16 protein-coding genes and 1 pseudogene are annotated in these 14907 nt (G+C 73.0%); 7 read left to right on the top strand and 10 right to left on the bottom strand.

From position 1 onward, the window contains the following. Positions 1–46: 46 nt before the first annotated feature. A complete protein-coding gene (locus BX283_RS40835) occupies positions 47–217 on the bottom strand; it encodes a hypothetical protein (RefSeq protein WP_180356959.1) in 171 nt (56 codons plus the stop codon). A gap of 343 nt (positions 218–560) precedes the next feature. On the opposite strand from BX283_RS40835, the gene BX283_RS33175 reads away from it, so the two are divergent. Beyond that, positions 561–1121 carry an inositol oxygenase family protein gene (locus tag BX283_RS33175; RefSeq protein WP_101391112.1) on the top strand — a complete coding sequence of 187 codons (561 nt, stop codon included), beginning with the start codon at positions 561–563 and terminating at the stop codon, positions 1119–1121. Between the two features lie 71 nt (positions 1122–1192). Here BX283_RS33175 and BX283_RS33170 read toward each other — a convergent pair whose 3' ends face one another. Together BX283_RS33170 and BX283_RS33165 are read right to left on the bottom strand one after the other, a co-directional pair. Continuing rightward, positions 1193–2728, bottom strand: a complete 1536-nt coding sequence (locus BX283_RS33170; protein ID WP_101391111.1) for an SDR family NAD(P)-dependent oxidoreductase — start codon at positions 2726–2728, stop codon at positions 1193–1195. Between the two features lie 130 nt (positions 2729–2858). Further along, positions 2859–3551, bottom strand: a complete 693-nt coding sequence (locus tag BX283_RS33165) for a (2Fe-2S)-binding protein (protein WP_101392715.1) — start codon at positions 3549–3551, stop codon at positions 2859–2861. Positions 3552–3808: 257 nt separating this feature from the next. Between BX283_RS33165 and BX283_RS33160 the strand changes: the two genes are divergently transcribed. After that, entirely contained in the window at positions 3809–4747 is a 939-nt protein-coding gene (locus BX283_RS33160; protein ID WP_107503688.1) for a DMT family transporter, read from the top strand. Here the strand turns inward: BX283_RS33160 and BX283_RS33155 are convergent. After that, positions 4717–5916 carry a transglycosylase family protein gene (locus tag BX283_RS33155; RefSeq protein ID WP_101391110.1) on the bottom strand — a complete coding sequence of 400 codons (1200 nt, stop codon included), beginning with the start codon at positions 5914–5916 and terminating at the stop codon, positions 4717–4719. The two genes, BX283_RS33160 and BX283_RS33155, sit on opposite strands and share 31 nt — an antisense overlap. A gap of 164 nt (positions 5917–6080) precedes the next feature. Between BX283_RS33155 and gndA the strand changes: the two genes are divergently transcribed. Continuing rightward, the gene (gndA, locus tag BX283_RS33150; protein WP_101391109.1) at positions 6081–7523 is read left to right on the top strand and encodes an NADP-dependent phosphogluconate dehydrogenase; all 1443 of its coding nucleotides are present in this window, start codon (positions 6081–6083) and stop codon (positions 7521–7523) included. Between the two features lie 46 nt (positions 7524–7569). Here gndA and BX283_RS33145 read toward each other — a convergent pair whose 3' ends face one another. The 5 genes and pseudogenes from BX283_RS33145 to BX283_RS33125 form a co-directional block, all read right to left on the bottom strand. After that, a complete protein-coding gene (locus tag BX283_RS33145) occupies positions 7570–8199 on the bottom strand; it encodes an aspartate/glutamate racemase family protein (RefSeq protein WP_101391108.1) in 630 nt (209 codons plus the stop codon). Positions 8200–8213: 14 nt separating this feature from the next. Continuing rightward, positions 8214–8672: an aspartate 1-decarboxylase gene (panD, locus tag BX283_RS33140; RefSeq protein WP_101391107.1), complete on the bottom strand. Its 459-nt coding sequence runs from the start codon at positions 8670–8672 to the stop codon at positions 8214–8216. Between the two features lie 159 nt (positions 8673–8831). Next, entirely contained in the window at positions 8832–9401 is a 570-nt protein-coding gene (locus tag BX283_RS33135; RefSeq protein WP_101391106.1) for a DoxX family membrane protein, read from the bottom strand. A 40-nt stretch (positions 9402–9441) separates the two neighbouring features. Further along, the gene (locus BX283_RS42220) at positions 9442–9789 is read right to left on the bottom strand and encodes a hypothetical protein (protein ID WP_101391105.1); all 348 of its coding nucleotides are present in this window, start codon (positions 9787–9789) and stop codon (positions 9442–9444) included. A 248-nt stretch (positions 9790–10037) separates the two neighbouring features. Then, positions 10038–10433 (bottom strand): annotated as a pseudogene (locus BX283_RS33125) (BlaI/MecI/CopY family transcriptional regulator); the annotation flags it as partial. A 116-nt stretch (positions 10434–10549) separates the two neighbouring features. Between BX283_RS33125 and BX283_RS33120 the strand changes: the two are divergent. Genes BX283_RS33120 through BX283_RS33110 form a run of 3 tightly spaced genes read left to right on the top strand, consistent with a single transcriptional unit; the run spans position 10550 to position 12113 of the window. Beyond that, positions 10550–11215, top strand: coding sequence for a DedA family protein (locus BX283_RS33120; RefSeq protein WP_257584026.1), 666 nt, complete (start codon positions 10550–10552; stop codon positions 11213–11215). Beyond that, entirely contained in the window at positions 11215–11457 is a 243-nt protein-coding gene (locus BX283_RS33115) for a hypothetical protein (RefSeq protein WP_101391103.1), read from the top strand. Before BX283_RS33120 ends, BX283_RS33115 begins: the two co-directional genes overlap by 1 nt. Further along, entirely contained in the window at positions 11454–12113 is a 660-nt protein-coding gene (locus BX283_RS33110; RefSeq protein WP_101391102.1) for a phosphatase PAP2 family protein, read from the top strand. Before BX283_RS33115 ends, BX283_RS33110 begins: the two co-directional genes overlap by 4 nt. A 116-nt stretch (positions 12114–12229) precedes the next feature. Here BX283_RS33110 and BX283_RS33105 read toward each other — a convergent pair whose 3' ends face one another. Continuing rightward, positions 12230–13480 carry a hypothetical protein gene (locus tag BX283_RS33105; RefSeq protein WP_101391101.1) on the bottom strand — a complete coding sequence of 417 codons (1251 nt, stop codon included), beginning with the start codon at positions 13478–13480 and terminating at the stop codon, positions 12230–12232. Positions 13481–13758: 278 nt separating this feature from the next. Between BX283_RS33105 and BX283_RS33100 the strand changes: the two genes are divergently transcribed. Further along, the gene (locus BX283_RS33100) at positions 13759–14763 is read left to right on the top strand and encodes an AraC family transcriptional regulator (protein ID WP_101392714.1); all 1005 of its coding nucleotides are present in this window, start codon (positions 13759–13761) and stop codon (positions 14761–14763) included. Positions 14764–14907: the final 144 nt, after the last annotated feature.

The raw sequence follows: 14907 nt of genomic DNA, 5'->3' as shown, positions 1-14907 counted from the left end.
CGTGTGCCCCCTGCCGGAACAGGGGGCACACGTCGCACGGAACCACTCAGTCAATGCCAGGCAGAATGTGCGGCTCGGCCAGGTCGTCCTCGTATCCGGCCAGCCGGATCGGGGCCGAACGGGCCCAGACTTCGAGGTTGCGGAGCTTTTCGGGCCGGCCCGGCCGGTCGCCGCGTTCCGGCGTCCGCTGTTCGCGTTCTGTCATCTCTGGTGTCACCGCGCACTCCTCTGTGTCGCGTAACCCTGGGCGTACTGGCGACTCCGGTCTCTTCCCGGTCGCCGGCCGCCCAAGGGGGCAGGGGGCAGGGGCAGTTCTGACGCGGTGGCGCCGGCACTCTGTCGGAAGCACGGCCAGGTTGCAGGCCGGTCCCGGAACGGGCATCGAGGACTGGTGGATCCTTTGATGGCTTCCGTCGGGGTCAGAGTAACCAAATGAGCGGGCCTCCGCTCGATGGGGCCACTTCCTTTGCGTCAACTTTCCTTCGCCGCCCGTTCAGCACGGAGTTCATCCAGCCATGATCTGCTGGCCGGCGTCGGTCGCCACCCGGGGAGGAGTTCACATGGACCTGCCGAGCCGGCCTCGGTCCGTCGCGGAACTGATGGACCTGCTGCACGCCTGCCGGGACGCCTGGGACACACCGGACCGCAGCGGCGATCCGGTCGATCTGCACGACCACGCCCTGCAGACCGCCCATCTGCTGCGGCGCGCCCATCCGAGTGACAAGGAGCTCCAGGTCGCGGGGCTCGTCCACGATCTGGGGCATCTGCTCCGTCCGGGTGACGACGCCGGGCACGCGGACCGCGCGGCGGACGCGGTGCGCCCGCTGCTCGGGGCGCGGGTCGCCCGGCTCGTACGGCTGCACGTTCCGGCCAAGCGCTACCTCGCGGCGGTCGAGCCCGACCGGACGCTGTCGCCGCAGAGCGAGCTGACCCTGCGGGCGCAGGGCGGGGTGATGACGCCCGAGGAGGCGGACGCCTTCGCGCTCGGCCCGGAGGCCGAGGCGGCGCTCACCCTGCGCCAGGCCGACGACGCGGGGAAGGTGGTCGGCCTGGACGTGGGCGTGATGGAGGACTGGCGGCCGGTCCTGGAGCTGGTGGCCGCGCGGCACGGGGGCGCCTGACCCCGGCGGATACGCGAAAGTGGCCGGGCTCCCCCCGAGGGAGGCCGGCCACTTTCGCGTATCCGGTGGGCCTACCAGTTGCCGGGCGCGTAGTCCTTCAGGAAGACGCTGTGCAGGTCCTCGCCCGCCTCGCCGCGCACGATCGGGTCGTACACGCGCGCGGCCCCGTCGACCAGGTCCAGCGGGGCGTGGAAGCCCTCCTCGGCGAGCCGCAGCTTGTCGTGGTGCGGGCGCTCGTCGGTGATCCAGCCGGTGTCGACCGAGGTCATCAGGATCTTGTCGGTCTCGAACATCTCCTGGCCGCTGGTCCGGGTGACCATGTTCATGGCGGCCTTGGCGGCGTTGGTATTGGGGTGACCGGCGCCCTTGTAGCCGCGGCTGAAGACACCCTCCATCGCCGAGACGTTCACCACGTACGCGCGGCCGTTCGGCGCCTTGCGGGCGGCCTCGGCCATCACCGGGCGGAGCATGCTGATCAGGATGAACGGCGCGGTGTAGTTGCACAGCTGGGTCTCCAGCAGCTCGACCGGGGAGATCTGGTCGATGGACTGCACCCAGGTGTTGGTGTCGACGACGTCCGGGAGCAGACCGCCCGCGTCGATGGCGGTGCCGTCGTGGTGCCGGGCGATGCTGGCGTTGCCCGCGACCAGGGCGAGGTCGGCGACCTGCTGGGCGTCGAGGCCGGAGGTGCCGAGCGGCAGCGCGGCCGACCCGACGAGTTCACCGACCGCGCCGGAGTTGAAGGCGCCGATGACGTGGTGGGCGGGCAGCTCACCGGCGGGCAGCGGGGCGCCCTCGCCGTCGACCAGGGCGGCGTAGGCGGAGGGCAGCCGGCGCACGGTCTGGGTGGCGTTGTTGATCAGGATGTCCAGCGGACCCTGCTCGGCGGTCTGCTCGGCCAGCGCGACCACCTGCGCCGGGTCGCGCAGGTCGATGCCGACGACCTCCAGGCGGTGCATCCACTCCGCCGAGTCCTCCATCGCCTTGAACCGGCGGATGGCGTCCTTGGGGAAGCGCGTGGTGATCGTGGTGTGGGCGCCGTCGCGCAGCAGCCGCAGCGCGATGTACATACCGATCTTCGCCCGGCCGCCGGTGAGCAGCGCGCGCTTGCCGCTCAGGTCGGTGCGGGCGTCCCGGCGGAAGCGGTTCTCGGCGGCGCACTTCTGGCAGAGCTGGTGGTAGAAGTAGTCGACCTCGACGTACCGCGTCTTGCAGATGTAGCAGGAGCGCGGGCGCTGGAGTATCCCCGCGATCTCTCCGGTGGGGGTCGCGGACGACGGCAGGATGCCCTCGGTCTCGTCGTCGATGCGCTCGGCGGAGCCGGTGGCGGTGGCCTCGGTGACGGCCCGGTCGTGGGCGGTCTTGGCGGCCCGGCGCTCCTGGCGGCGGCGCTGCTTCACGGTCCGGTAGATGGCGGCGGTGGCGCGGCGCACGGCGATCGCGTCCGGGTGGTCGACCTCGATGGTGTCGAGCTCGTCGAGCACGCTGAGGCAGACGGCGAGCCGCTCCGGGTCGATGCCGGGGCCGTACTCCACGTCGGGTTCGCCGGGCTCCTGGCCGATGCCGGGACCGTACCCCTGGTCCTGGATGTCCTCTGTCACCGTCATCGCCGTCGCCGTTCCTCGGTCATATGTGCGGTCTCGCCCGCGTGTGGAAGTTCCCAAAAGCGGAATCGTACGGATCGAGGGCGCCGCATACCAAACCGCACACCAAACCGCGAGCCTGACCGGCCGCCGGTCAGGCGCGTGCCGGCGGCCGGTCGAAGGCGCAGTCGCCGCACAGTCCGGCGCCCGGGCAGCGGTAGTAGAGGCAGCAGCTGCGGCGCCGGAAGGCCGGGCCGGGGAGCAGGGTGCCGGTGCCCGCCAGGTCGGGGTGGGCGAAGAGCTCGGCGCCGAGCTCCAGCACCCGCCGGGCGGCGTCGGGGCGGCCCTCGCGCCGCGCCCAGCGGTGCAGCTCGCGGACGGCCCCGGCGAGCGCGGAGCCCGCGTTGCCCCACAGCAGGCCGGACGAGATGGAGGTGTCGCGGCGGAAGGCCTCGGCGAGCGGGACGAGGTGGCCGTACTGGACGCTCTCGCGGATCCGCTCGGCGGTGCCGGGCAGCGGCCGGACCGCGTCGAGCAACAGGTCGTCGGGGGCGCCGCGGCCGCCGTCCCACGACAGGGCCTTCGGATCGAGGTCGGGCAGCTCGCCGTGGAGCACGGCGGACCCGAGGGCGATCGACCAGAGCCGGGCGACGAGTCCCAGGTGGGCGATGGAGGCGGCGGTCCGGCGCTCGGGCGCGCGCAGGGCGGCCGCGACGGTGTCGATCCGGGCCGTCAGTGGGGCGCCCTCGCCCGCGTACAGCCGCGCCAGCGGAAGGTGCGCACCGTCGGCCGGTCCGGTGCGCAGCGCGAAGAACCCGCCCACCGACGCCACCGCGGCCAGATCCACCACTCGTCCCCCGATCTCCTGCCGTCCACCCGTGGATTCTTACAGATTTCCCCTCGAACTCGCGTACGACTACTACCGGACATCCCCCGTCGCGCACCTGGCCGAAAAGGTCCGGAGACACCCACCCTCACCAGCAGTTGTGCCGAATGTCCGATGTATGGACGACTTCTGGAGTAGACGCCTACTCCTATGGCAGTACGTGTCAATGCGGTCTCAAGGACGACGACGCAAGGCGATTCGCGAGAGATCGTGGATGCATGAGTGCCCTTGCCCTGTCCGTGCTGCTCTCCCTGGTCTCCGCCGTCGCCTACGCGGCCGCGGCGATCGTCCAGGAGCGCGTGGCCGCGGCCACCCCCGACAGCACCTACCTCCGCCAAGGCGCCTGGTGGGGCTCCGTGGCACTCAACGGTCTCGGCGCCCTCCTGCACGTGGTGGCACTCGCCTGCGGACCGCTCACCCTGGTCCAGCCGCTGGGCGCGCTGACTATAGTCTTCGCGCTGCCGATGGCCGCCGTCTTCGTCCGCCGCAAGGCGGGCGCGGCGGCCTGGCGCGGCGCGGTCATGGCGACGGCCGGCCTCGCCGGGCTGCTCGCCCTCACCACCGACGCGGACGCCGACTCGGTCGGCGGCGGCCAGCGCCTGCTGCTCGCGGCCGTCACCTTCGGCGGGATGGCCGTGCTCTTCCTCGCCTCGCGCGTGGTGCACGGGCCGGTGGTGCGCAGCGTGCTGCTCGCCGCCGCGGCCGGTGTCTCCTTCGGCATGGCGTCGGTCTTCACCAAGCTGGTGGCCGAGGACTGGGACGCGGGCCTCCAGCTCACCGAAGTGCCCAGCCTGCTGGCCATAGCGGTGCTCGCCGCCGCCGGTCTGCTGCTCTCCCAGGCCTCCTACCGGGGCGCCGGGCTCGCGGCGCCGCTGGCGACCGTCACCGTCGTCAACCCGGTGGTCGCGGCGACCGTCGGGCTCACCATGTTCGGCGAGGAGTTCCGTTACGGGACGGCCGGGCTGGTCTTCGCCCTCGCCAGCGGCGTCGTGGCGGCGGGCGGGCTGATCCTGCTCACCACCGAGCGGCTCGGCGCCGCCTCCCGCCGCTCACGCACCGAGCGCACGACCCTGCCGGGCATCCCGGCGCCCGGCCAGAGCGCCGAGGGCAAGAGCACCAAGGCCGATCAGAGGCTGACGCCGCCCGCCCTGAGGTAGGCCAGCGGGTCGATGTCCGACCCGTACGAGGGGCCGGTGCGGATCTCGAAGTGCAGATGCGGTCCGGTGGCGTTGCCGGTGGAGCCGGAACGGCCGATGCGCTGGCCGGAGTTGACCTGCTGTCCGGCCCGTACGTTCACCGCCGAGAGATGGCCGTACTGGCTGTACTTGCCGTCGGCGTGCCGGATCACGACCTGATAGCCGTAACTCCCGCCCCAGCCCGCCTCGACGACCTTGCCGGTGGCCACGGCCCGTACCGAGGTCCCGGTGGAGACCGGGAAGTCGACACCCGTGTGGTAGCCGCTCGCCCAGGACGAACCGGCCTTGTGGTACGGGGTGCTGGGGCCGGCGTCGACGGGCGCGCTGAACCCGGCGCTCTTGTGGACGACCGGGGTCGGCGCCTGCTTGTGCGGGGCGGTGGGCTTCTTGGGCTGCGGCTTGGCGGGCTGCTTTTGCTGGGGCTTCGGCTTCGGGTGGGGCTTCGGCTGCGGGTGGGTCTTCGGCGGGGTCGCCGTGTCCGGCAGGGCCAGGCGCTGGCCGGGCAGGATCAGATCGGGGTCGGGGCCGACGACCTTGCGGTTGACGGTGTACAGCGCGTGCCAGCCGCCCTTGACATGCTCCGTGTGCGCGATCCGGGAAAGGGAGTCGCCGGGGATGACGGTGTAGCCCTCGCGCTTGCCCGGGACCTTGGTGGGGCTCGCCTGCGGCGCCGCCTTCTTCGCCACGCGCGCGTGCTGCGCCGCCGGGGCGGTGTGCGCGGCGGTGGTGTGCGCCGTGGTGGTGTGCGCGGCGCCCCGGGTCAGCCCCGCCTCGCCCGAGCAGACCGGCCAGGCGCCCGGGCCCTGGGCGTCCAGCACCTTCTCCGCGACGGCTATCTGCTCGCTCCTGGAGGCCAGGTCGGCGCGCGGCGCGTACTGCCGTCCGCCGTAGGCCACCCAGGTCGACTGGCTGAACTGGAGCCCGCCGTAGTAGCCGTTACCGGTGTTGATCTTCCAGTTGTCGGTGGACTCGCAGGCCGCGACCTTGTCCCACACATCCATCGACGCGGCGTGCGCGGCGCCCGCGCCGATCAGGGGCAGGGCCATACCGGCCCCGCCCGCCGTCACCGTCAGCGAGGCCCGGTTGATACGGCTCGGCTGATACCGGCGGTGCCGCCCGCGTACGGACATGGGTCCCCCTCGAATGCCTCGGGAGCCGCCAAACTAGGGGCTCTGAACGGACCGTGACAAGAGTGCGTACCCACGCTTCGAGGGGAATGCCGGCCGAGTCGCGCGGCTTGGAGTCTTCCGTAGGGTTGATCGAGCAGCGCATCCGATGATTCAGGAGCACAGCCATGAGTGGAACAGCCCAGATCGGCGTGACCGGACTCGCCGTCATGGGGCGCAACCTCGCCCGCAACTTCGCTCGCAACGGCCTCACGGTGGCGGTGCACAACCGGACGGCGGCCAAGACCCGGGCCCTGGTCGAGGAGTTCGGCGAGGAGGGGCGGTTCGTGCCCGCCGAGACGCCCGAGGAGTTCGTGGCGGCGCTGGAGCGGCCGCGCAGGCTGGTCGTCATGGTGAAGGCGGGCGAGCCGACGGACGCGGTGATCGAGGAGTTCGCCCCGCTGCTCGAAGAGGGCGACGTCATCATCGACGGCGGCAACGCGCACTTCGAGGACACCCGCCGGCGCGAGCGCGAGCTGCGCGAGCGCGGCATCCACTTCGTGGGCGCGGGCGTATCGGGCGGCGAGGAGGGCGCACTGCACGGCCCGAGCATCATGCCGGGCGGCTCGGCCGAGTCGTACGAGTCGCTGGGCCCGCTCCTGGAGAAGATCGCGGCGAAGGCCCCGGACGGCACCCCGTGCGTGACGCACGTCGGACCGGACGGGGCGGGCCACTTCGTGAAGATGGTGCACAACGGCATCGAGTACGCCGACATGCAGCTGATCGCCGAGGCCTACCACCTGCTGCGCACGGTCGCCGGTTACTCCCCCGCCAAGATCGCGGAGACCTTCCGGGGCTGGAACACGGGCCGGCTCGACTCGTATCTGATCGAGATCACGGCGGAGGTGCTCGCCCACGAGGACGCGGCGACCGGCAAGCCGTTCGTCGACGTCGTGCAGGACCGGGCCGAGCAGAAGGGCACGGGGCGCTGGACCGTGCAGATCGCCCTCGACCTCGGGGTGCCGGTCTCCGGCATCGCCGAGGCGGTGTTCGCGCGCTCCCTCTCCGGCCACGCCGATCTGCGCGAGGCGTCCGGCGCGCTCGCCGGACCCGTGCCCGAGCCGCTCGACGAGAAGGCGGCGGAGGCCTTCGCCGCCCAGGTGGAGCAGGCGCTGTACGCGTCGAAGATCGTGTCGTACACCCAGGGCTTCCACCAGATCCGGGCGGGCAGCGAGCAGTACGAGTGGGGTGTCGACCTGGGCTCGGTGGCCGCGATCTGGCGGGCCGGGTGCATCATCCGGGCGGCCTTCCTGGACCGGATCCGGGCGGCGTACGACGCCGAGCCCGACCTGGTGAGCCTCCTCTCGGACAAGCGGTTCGGCGAGGAGATCGGGGCGGCGCAGGAGGACTGGCGCGCGGTGGTCGTGGCGGCGACGCGCCAGGGCGTGCCGGTGCCGGGCTTCTCGGCGGCGCTGGCGTACTACGACGCGCTGCGGGCCGAGCGGCTGCCGGCGGCGCTCACCCAGGGGCAGCGGGACTTCTTCGGGGCGCACACCTATCGCCGGGTGGACCGCGAGGGCTCGTTCCACACGCTGTGGGGCGGGGACCGCACCGAGGTCGAGGCGGGCTGAGCGGCGGGCGCGGTCCGGGGGCCCAGGGTCCCCGGACCGCGCCCGTTCACACCAGCTTCGCCGCCGCCTCCAGGCCGAGGCGCGGGCTGGACAGGACCGGGATCTTCGACGGGACGAGCTGCGCGCCCGGTGTCATGGAGGCCTGGGCCAGGACGATGACGTCCGCGTCCTCGACCTCCTCGATGGCCTCGGCCACCGCCCACGCGTAGCCCTCCAGGTCGCCCTTCTCGAAGCGGCGCCAGGCGTCGGGCACCAGGACCGGCCGCAGCGAGACCTCGCGGCCCGCCGCGGCCGCCTCCTCGTGGAGGAGGTCCGAGGTCGGGCGCAGGGTGGCCTCCAGGGCGGCGAGGACCGTGATCCGGGAGCCGTACGCGACCGCCGCCGCGGCCATCGGGCGGTCCACCCGCAGGACGGGCACGCCGAGTTCGGCCCCGGCGGCCTCCGCGACGGCGCCGATCGTCGAGCAGGTGCACAGCACCGCCGTCGCGCCCTCGGCGGTGATCTCGGAGATGACCGTCCTGGTGGCCTCGGCGGCACCGGCGGGGCCGAGCCCGCGGGCGCGGCCGAGCAGTTCCTCGTACACCAGGTGGCGCAGTTCGAGGCCGGGGTGGTTCTCGTCGCGCAGGGCGTTGAAGACCGGCACGTGCACCATCGAGGTGTGGAGCAGCGCGAGCATACGTTTCTCCCGGATCAGTGCTGGGGAACGGCGGCGGGGCTGGAAGGGACGGGGACGGCGGCCACGGCGTGCGGGCCGCGGCGCTGGTCGGTGCCGGGCACCGGGGCCGAGGCGTCGGCGCCGAGTTCGACGATGCGGTTGTCGGCGTCGACGTGGACGACGCTGGGGCGCAGGGTGCGCGCCTCGGCGTCGTCGACCTGGGCGTAGCTGATGAGGATCACCAGGTCGCCGGGGTGGACGAGATGGGCGGCGGCGCCGTTGATGCCGATGACGCCGGAGCCGCGCTCGCCCTCGATGACGTAGGTCTCCAGGCGGGCGCCGTTGTCGATGTCGACGATGTGGACGAGCTCGCCGGGCAGCAGATCGGCGGCTTCCATCAGCTCGGCGTCGACCGTCACCGACCCCACGTAGTGGAGGTCCGCCTGGGTCACGGTGGCTCGGTGGATCTTGGACTTGAACATGGTGCGCAGCACTGCGTCACTCCCTGGCGTACAAAGGGTCGCGCCCCCGGTCGGGGTACGCGCCGTCGACGACAGGGTACGGCCCCGGTCCGCCGCGCGGGCCTGTGGCCTGCGTCTCGATCTCAACAGCGGCGCGAGTTGAATGCCCGGCGCCCGCCGTGGGCCCCTGGGTTACGCGGACGTCCCGGCCTCCGGCGAGGCGTCGGCCTCCGCCCGCTCCCCCTCGACGTCGCCGTTGTCCTGACCCTGCGCCCGTCGGCCGACGACCAGGGCGGCCGCCGCCGCGCTGCCGAGGAACGCCAGGGCGACCGTCCACGGCCGGTCCAGGACATGGCCGGAGGCGTGGTCGAGGGAGTAGCGCCCGGCTCCGGCGACGCCGATCGCGGCGGCCGTGAAGCCGAGGAACGCGGGGTACTCGAAGCCGCCGCCCTGGGCGAAGAACCCGGCCGGGGCGTGCACGGCGACCGCGCCCGCCATCGCTCCGGCCGCCGCCGCCCCGGCGGCCGGGGTGGCCAGGCCCAGGGCCAGGAGCGCGCCGCCGCCGGCCTCGCCGAGCCCGGCGGCCACCGCGCTCTGCTTGCCGGGATGGAAGCCCATGTGCTCCATCCCGGCGGCGGTGGCCTCGATCCCGCCGCCGCCGAACCAGCCGAAGAGCTTCTGGGTGCCGTGCGCCGCGAGGACGGCGCCGGTGCCCACCCGCAGGACGAGGAGTCCCAGGTCCCGTCGGTTGATGCATGTCATGGCTGCCTCCCGCGCTGGCCGTTCGTGGCATGGCACGCCGTCACGGGCGTACGGGATCCACTCTCCGGGGCGGCGGGCGCCGGGCCTCAGCGTTGCTGGGCCGTTGGGGTGCCACCGCGTGCCCGGACGGGTCAGTCCTCGCCCTGGGCGGTCTCGATGCGAGGGCGGCGCGGCCGATGGCGCGGGCGGCGAGCCCGCGGTCGCCCACGGCTGAGGCGGCGGCCTCGTCGGCGCAGCGCTCCAGGGCGTATTCGAGGGGCGCGCGCAGGGGGCGGAGCGCGGGGTGCAGAGGGGCGGCGGGCCCTGGCGGCAGCGAATCGGCGAGTCTGCGCGCGGCCGGGACGGCGAGGAAGGGCACGAGCGGCGGGATCCGCACCGCGAAGATCATCCCCGGCCACCGCCGGCGGAGTCGGGGGCCGAGGGGGCCGGGTCGTGATCGTGGCTCAAGGGCGCTCGTCCGCGATCGGAGCTGGCCTGGCGGTGGGCCGAGGCGGCCTGGTCGCGGGCCGAACCGAACCGGTCGTGGCCCGAACTGGTCCGCTCATGACCCGAGGCGGCCCGGTCGTGGCCCGAACTGAACCGGTCATGGCCCGAGGCAGCCCCGGCGCCGGATATCGCCTCGCCGGACGCCCCCGCCTCCCCGTCGAGCAGGGTTCGCAGCAACTGCTCGTCCTCGTCGCTGAGCTGGGAGACGAAGCGGGCGAGGACCGTGGAGCGGTCCTCCTCCTTGGCGAGTTCGGTGTGCATCCGGCGGGCCGTGAGGCCCGGGGAGTCCTCGGTGGGGGTGTAGGCGAAGCCCCGGCCGGAGCGGCCGCGGGTGACGGCGCCCTTCTCGTACAGCCGGGTGAGGATCGTCGTCACCGTGGTGCGGGCCAGGCTGCCGCCAAGCGCGCCCTGCACCTCGCCGGGCGTGAGCGGTCCTCCGGCGGCCCACAGCGCCGCGAGCACGCCCGCTTCCAGCTCACCGGCGGGGCGCCGCGCGTCGCCGCCCGCACGGCCGCCGAAGTGGCCGGGCCCGTCAACGACCGCCATGGGAACGATCCTCCTCGATCTTTCGTCTACAGTTCTGTAGACCGTCTACACCACTGTAGTCAGTCGGGCTCCGCGCTGCTCGTGGCCCGAAATCCATTATGGGAGGGCCCACCGCCATGGCCGTACCCCTGTTCGCCGCCGCCCCCCAGGCCGTGAACGTGCTGGACGCGGGCTCGCTGCTCTCGGCGTTCGGCGCGATCGGCGTCGCCGTCGTGCTGTTCGCCGAGACCGGGCTGCTCGTCGGCTTCTTCCTGCCCGGCGACTCGCTGCTGTTCACCGCCGGGCTGCTGTGCGTGCCGGGCGGCGACGGGCCGGTCTCGCTCTCCCTGCCGCAGGTCCTCCTCGCCTCCGTCACGGGCGCGCTCGTCGGAGCGCAGGTCGGGTACTGGATCGGCCGCCGCGGCGGCCGCGCGCTGCTGGCCCGCGCCAAGTCCCGCAAGCTCCACGAGGGCGCGGCCCGCGCCGAGGAGCTGCTCGCCAAGTACGGCCACGCGAAGGCGATCGTCCTGGCCCGCTTCGTGCCGATCGTCCGGACCGTGCTCAACCCGCTGGCGGGCGTGCTCGGCGTCCCGGCCGGGGTGTTCGCGCTCTGGCAGGTCATCGGCGGCGCGGTGTGGACGTGTGGCCTGGTCCTCGGCGGGTACGCGCTGGGCTCCTCCATCCCCGACGTCGACCGCTATCTGCTCCCGCTCGTGGCGCTTGTCGTCGCCGTCTCGCTGCTCCCGATCGCCCTGGAGATCCTGCGGGCCCGCCGCGCCCGCACTACCGAGGACACCCCCTGATGCACTTCGACGACGGGTGGTACAGCCGGGTCACCGAGCTCGCGCGGGACACCCCCGGCCCGGTCGACACCGCCGTCCGGCTCTGGTCGGACTACGGTCCGGGGCTCTTCGCGGCCTTTATGGTCCTCGCCTGGTGGCGGGCCCGGCGGGTCGGCGGCGCCCGGCTCGCCACGGCGTCGGCCGCGCCGCTCGTGGCCCGGCTCGGCGGGACCCGGCCGCGCCCGCTGGTGACCGCCCGATGAGGAGGGCCCGGCTCGTCGGCGCGGCGGTGTGCCTGCTGCTGTTCGTCCTGCTCACGGTGCTCGTCGCCGTACGGGACGGGGCACCGCTGCCCGGCGACCGGGCCTCGCACACCTGGGCGTTGGAGCACCGGCCGCCGGTGGCACTCGCGGTCGCCCGCGCGGTCACCGCCACCGGCACCGGGGCGCTCCCGTATCTCCTGGCCGTGGGCGCCGGGCTGCTGGCCGGGCGGGACGCCCGGCAGCGCCTGTGCGCGGCGGCCGGGGCGCTCGCGGTCCTCGCCCTCGGCCAGGCCGTGCGGTACGGAGTGATGAACGCTCTCGGGCGCCCGCGCCCCGCGATGGCCGACTGGGCCACGCACGCCTCGGGCCACTCCTTCCCCTCCGGCCACGCCACCACCGCCGCGCTGACGGCCGGGCTCCTGGTGTGGGGCGTGACCAGGCGCTCCCGTTCGACCTCCGCGCACCTCACCGCCGCGCTGATCCTCGGGTGGGGCGCGGCGGTCGGCCTCTCCCGTGTCTACCTCGGGGTGCACTGGCTCACCGATGTGCTCGGAGGCTGGCTGTTCGCGGCGGTGTGGCTGACGCTGGGCACGCGGCTGGCGGCGCCGCACGTACCGGCCGAGATACGGCACGAGGAGCAGGTCTCCGGCAAGTGACGGACCGCCCGCTCAGCAGGCCGCCATGCAGGCCGCGCAGTAGCGGTCGGCGTCGGACAGGTCCGGGTCGGCGGTAGGTCGGCCGAGTTCCCCGGACGGCCTCGGAGCCATAGGAGTCAGCCGGTCTTGAAGTACGCGTTCCAGCCGCCCGCCGGGGCCTGGCCGACGTCCAGCGCGCGCAGCTTGTCCAGCACCCGGGGATCCTGGACGTCGAGCCAGTCCACGAACTGGCGGAAGGAGACCAGCCGTACGTCCTTCTTCCCGGCCATCCCCTTCAGCGCCTCCTCGACGGCGTCCATATAGATGCCGCCGTTCCATTCCTCGAAGTGGTTGCCGATGTAGAAGGGCGCGCGGTTCGTCTCGTACGCGCGCTGGAACCCGGCGAGATAAGCGCGGGTCGCCTGCTCGCGCCAGCCCGGGTAGCGCGACGGCATGCCGCGGGTGGTGTTCTTCGACTGGTTGGCGAGGATGTTGTAGTCCATCGACAGCACCTCGAAGGAGTGCCCGGGGAAGGGCACGCCCTGGAGCGGCAGGTCCCAGACGCCCTGGCGCTTGTCGGGCCACACCTGACGCCCGCCGGGCGAGGAGGCGTCGTAGCGCCAGCCGAGCTGCCGGGCGGTGGGCAGCAGGTTGCCCTGCCCGAGCAGACACGGCGTACGGCCGCCGACGAGCTCCTTGCGGTAGTCGAAGGGCAGCGGTTCGAGGTCGTGCCAGCCGGTGTTGGTGCGCCACTCGGTGACGAAGGAGACGGCCTGCTCGATCTCGCTGCGCCACTGGTCGGGCGACCAGTTGGCCACCGAGCCGGAGCCGCCGCAGAAGTGCCCGTTGAAATGCGTCCCGATCTCATGGCCGTCGTACCAGGCCTCGCGCACATATTTCAGCGTCTCGCGCACATGTGCGTCGGTCAGATAGCCGATGTCGGAGGCGCCGACGGGATTGTTCGGCGGGCGGTAGCGCGACTTGCTGGATTCGGGCAGCAGATAGATTCCGGAGAGGAAGAACGTCATCGAGGCGCCGTGGTCGCGGGCGAGCTCCAGAAAGCGCGGGAAGAGCCCATTGCCGACCTCTCCGGCGCCGTCCCAGGAGAAGATCACGAACTGCGGCGGGGTCTGGCCCGGTTCGAGCGGCACGGGCTTGTCGGGCTGGTGCGGTTGCGGCCCGGCGTCAGCGGTCGAACCGTCACCGATCAGCTTGACCTGGGGCTTTACCGGCGCGTTGGGCGCCGCCGGATGGCCTGGCCCGTTCCCCGGCGCATGCGCTCGCCCCGCATCGCCGTCCCGGCCTTCCGTACCGCAGCCGGCGAGGCCGGCCGCCGCGACGGCACCAAGTCCGGCCCCGAGCAGTCCCCTTCGGGTGATCTCGCGCATCGCCTCTCCCGTCAGTCGTCCCACGGGCCCTCGACGTACGGACCGGAGAGTTCTGAATTAACCCGATAGCCGATAACCGCCTCAGAGTACGACGCGTTCAACGTCTTTCACGGCAAACACAGAGGGGCCGCACCGGATTTCTCCACGACGGCCGCAATGCACGACCGCCATAGGGCGACGGCGATTCCCGCGACCCGACCGGGTGCGCGGCCACCGGCGGAGACGGGTCCATGAAGGACAGGTGACGGCCGGGCCCGCCCACCGGGAAGATGTGGGCCATGCAGGCAACTTCGCAGACCGGCACGCGGCGTGCGCCGACCGCGTCCCGGCTCTCGTTCCGGACCGGGGACCTCGACGAGGCCCGCCAGGTGATCGGTGAGATGTACTACGCCAACTCCATCGACGTACTGGACCGCGAGCACCGGCTCGACGCCGCCTTCGAAGTGGTGCAGCTGGGGCCGCTGACCCTGGGCGACCTGCGCTGCGGCACCGATGTGCACATGCGCTTCGGCGACTTGGGGGCGTACCACGTCGACGTCCCCCTCTCCGGGGAGCTCGCCTGGCGGCAGGGGTCGCGGACGCCCACCACCGCGAACGCCCGGCGCGCGGCCGTCTTCCAGCCCCGGGGCGAGTCGACCCTGGAGCGGTGGAACCGGGACTGCCGCCTGCTCGCCGTCAAGATCGGCGCCCCGGACCTGCTGCGCCATCTGGAGGTCCTGCTGGACCGCTCGGTCCCCACCGGGGTGCGGCTCGCGCCCGAATTCGACCTCAGCCGGGGCCCGGGCCTGAGCTGGGCGCGCCTGGTCGCGCTGGTCGTGAAGGAGATGGACAACGAGCACGGGGCGCTCGCCCAGCCGCTCATGGCGGCCCGGCTCCAGGACGCCCTGCTCACGGGGCTGCTGCTGGCCACCGAGCACGCCTACCGCGAGGAGCTCGACGAGCCGGTCGGGGCGGCGCTGCCCGGCCCGGTCAAGCGGGTCGTGGACGCGATCCACGCCCACCCCGAGCGCCCGTTCACCACCACGGAACTCGCCGGCATAGGCCAAGTCGGCGCCCGCTGGCTCCAGGAGGGCTTCCGCCGCCATCTGGGCATGTCCCCGATGGCGTACCTGCGCGACGTCCGCATGACCCGCGTCCACACGGAGCTGCGCCAGGCCGACCCCGCCCAACTGACCGTGGGCGAGGCGGCCTACCGCTGGGGCTTCACCCACCTGGGCCGCTTCGCCGACAACTACCGCAGGCGCTTCGGCGAACTCCCCTCGCAGACCCTGGGCACCCCCTAGCCTGCGTGAAACGGCCACGCATCCCGGATCGGCCGACGTCGATCCCGGCGATACGTTGGCAGCACCGTGCCCGGGATCCGGCACGGTGTCGGCGCCGTAGTCGACGGCAGCACGCGGGCTGCTCCTGGGCCAGATCAGCTCCCC

Origin of the sequence: Streptomyces sp. TLI_146 (genome assembly GCF_002846415.1) — a bacterium.
Taxonomy (GTDB): Bacteria; Actinomycetota; Actinomycetes; order Streptomycetales; family Streptomycetaceae; genus Streptomyces.
The sequence above is the reverse complement of the archived record's forward strand: the minus strand, read 5'-3'. Positions and strand labels throughout refer to the sequence as shown.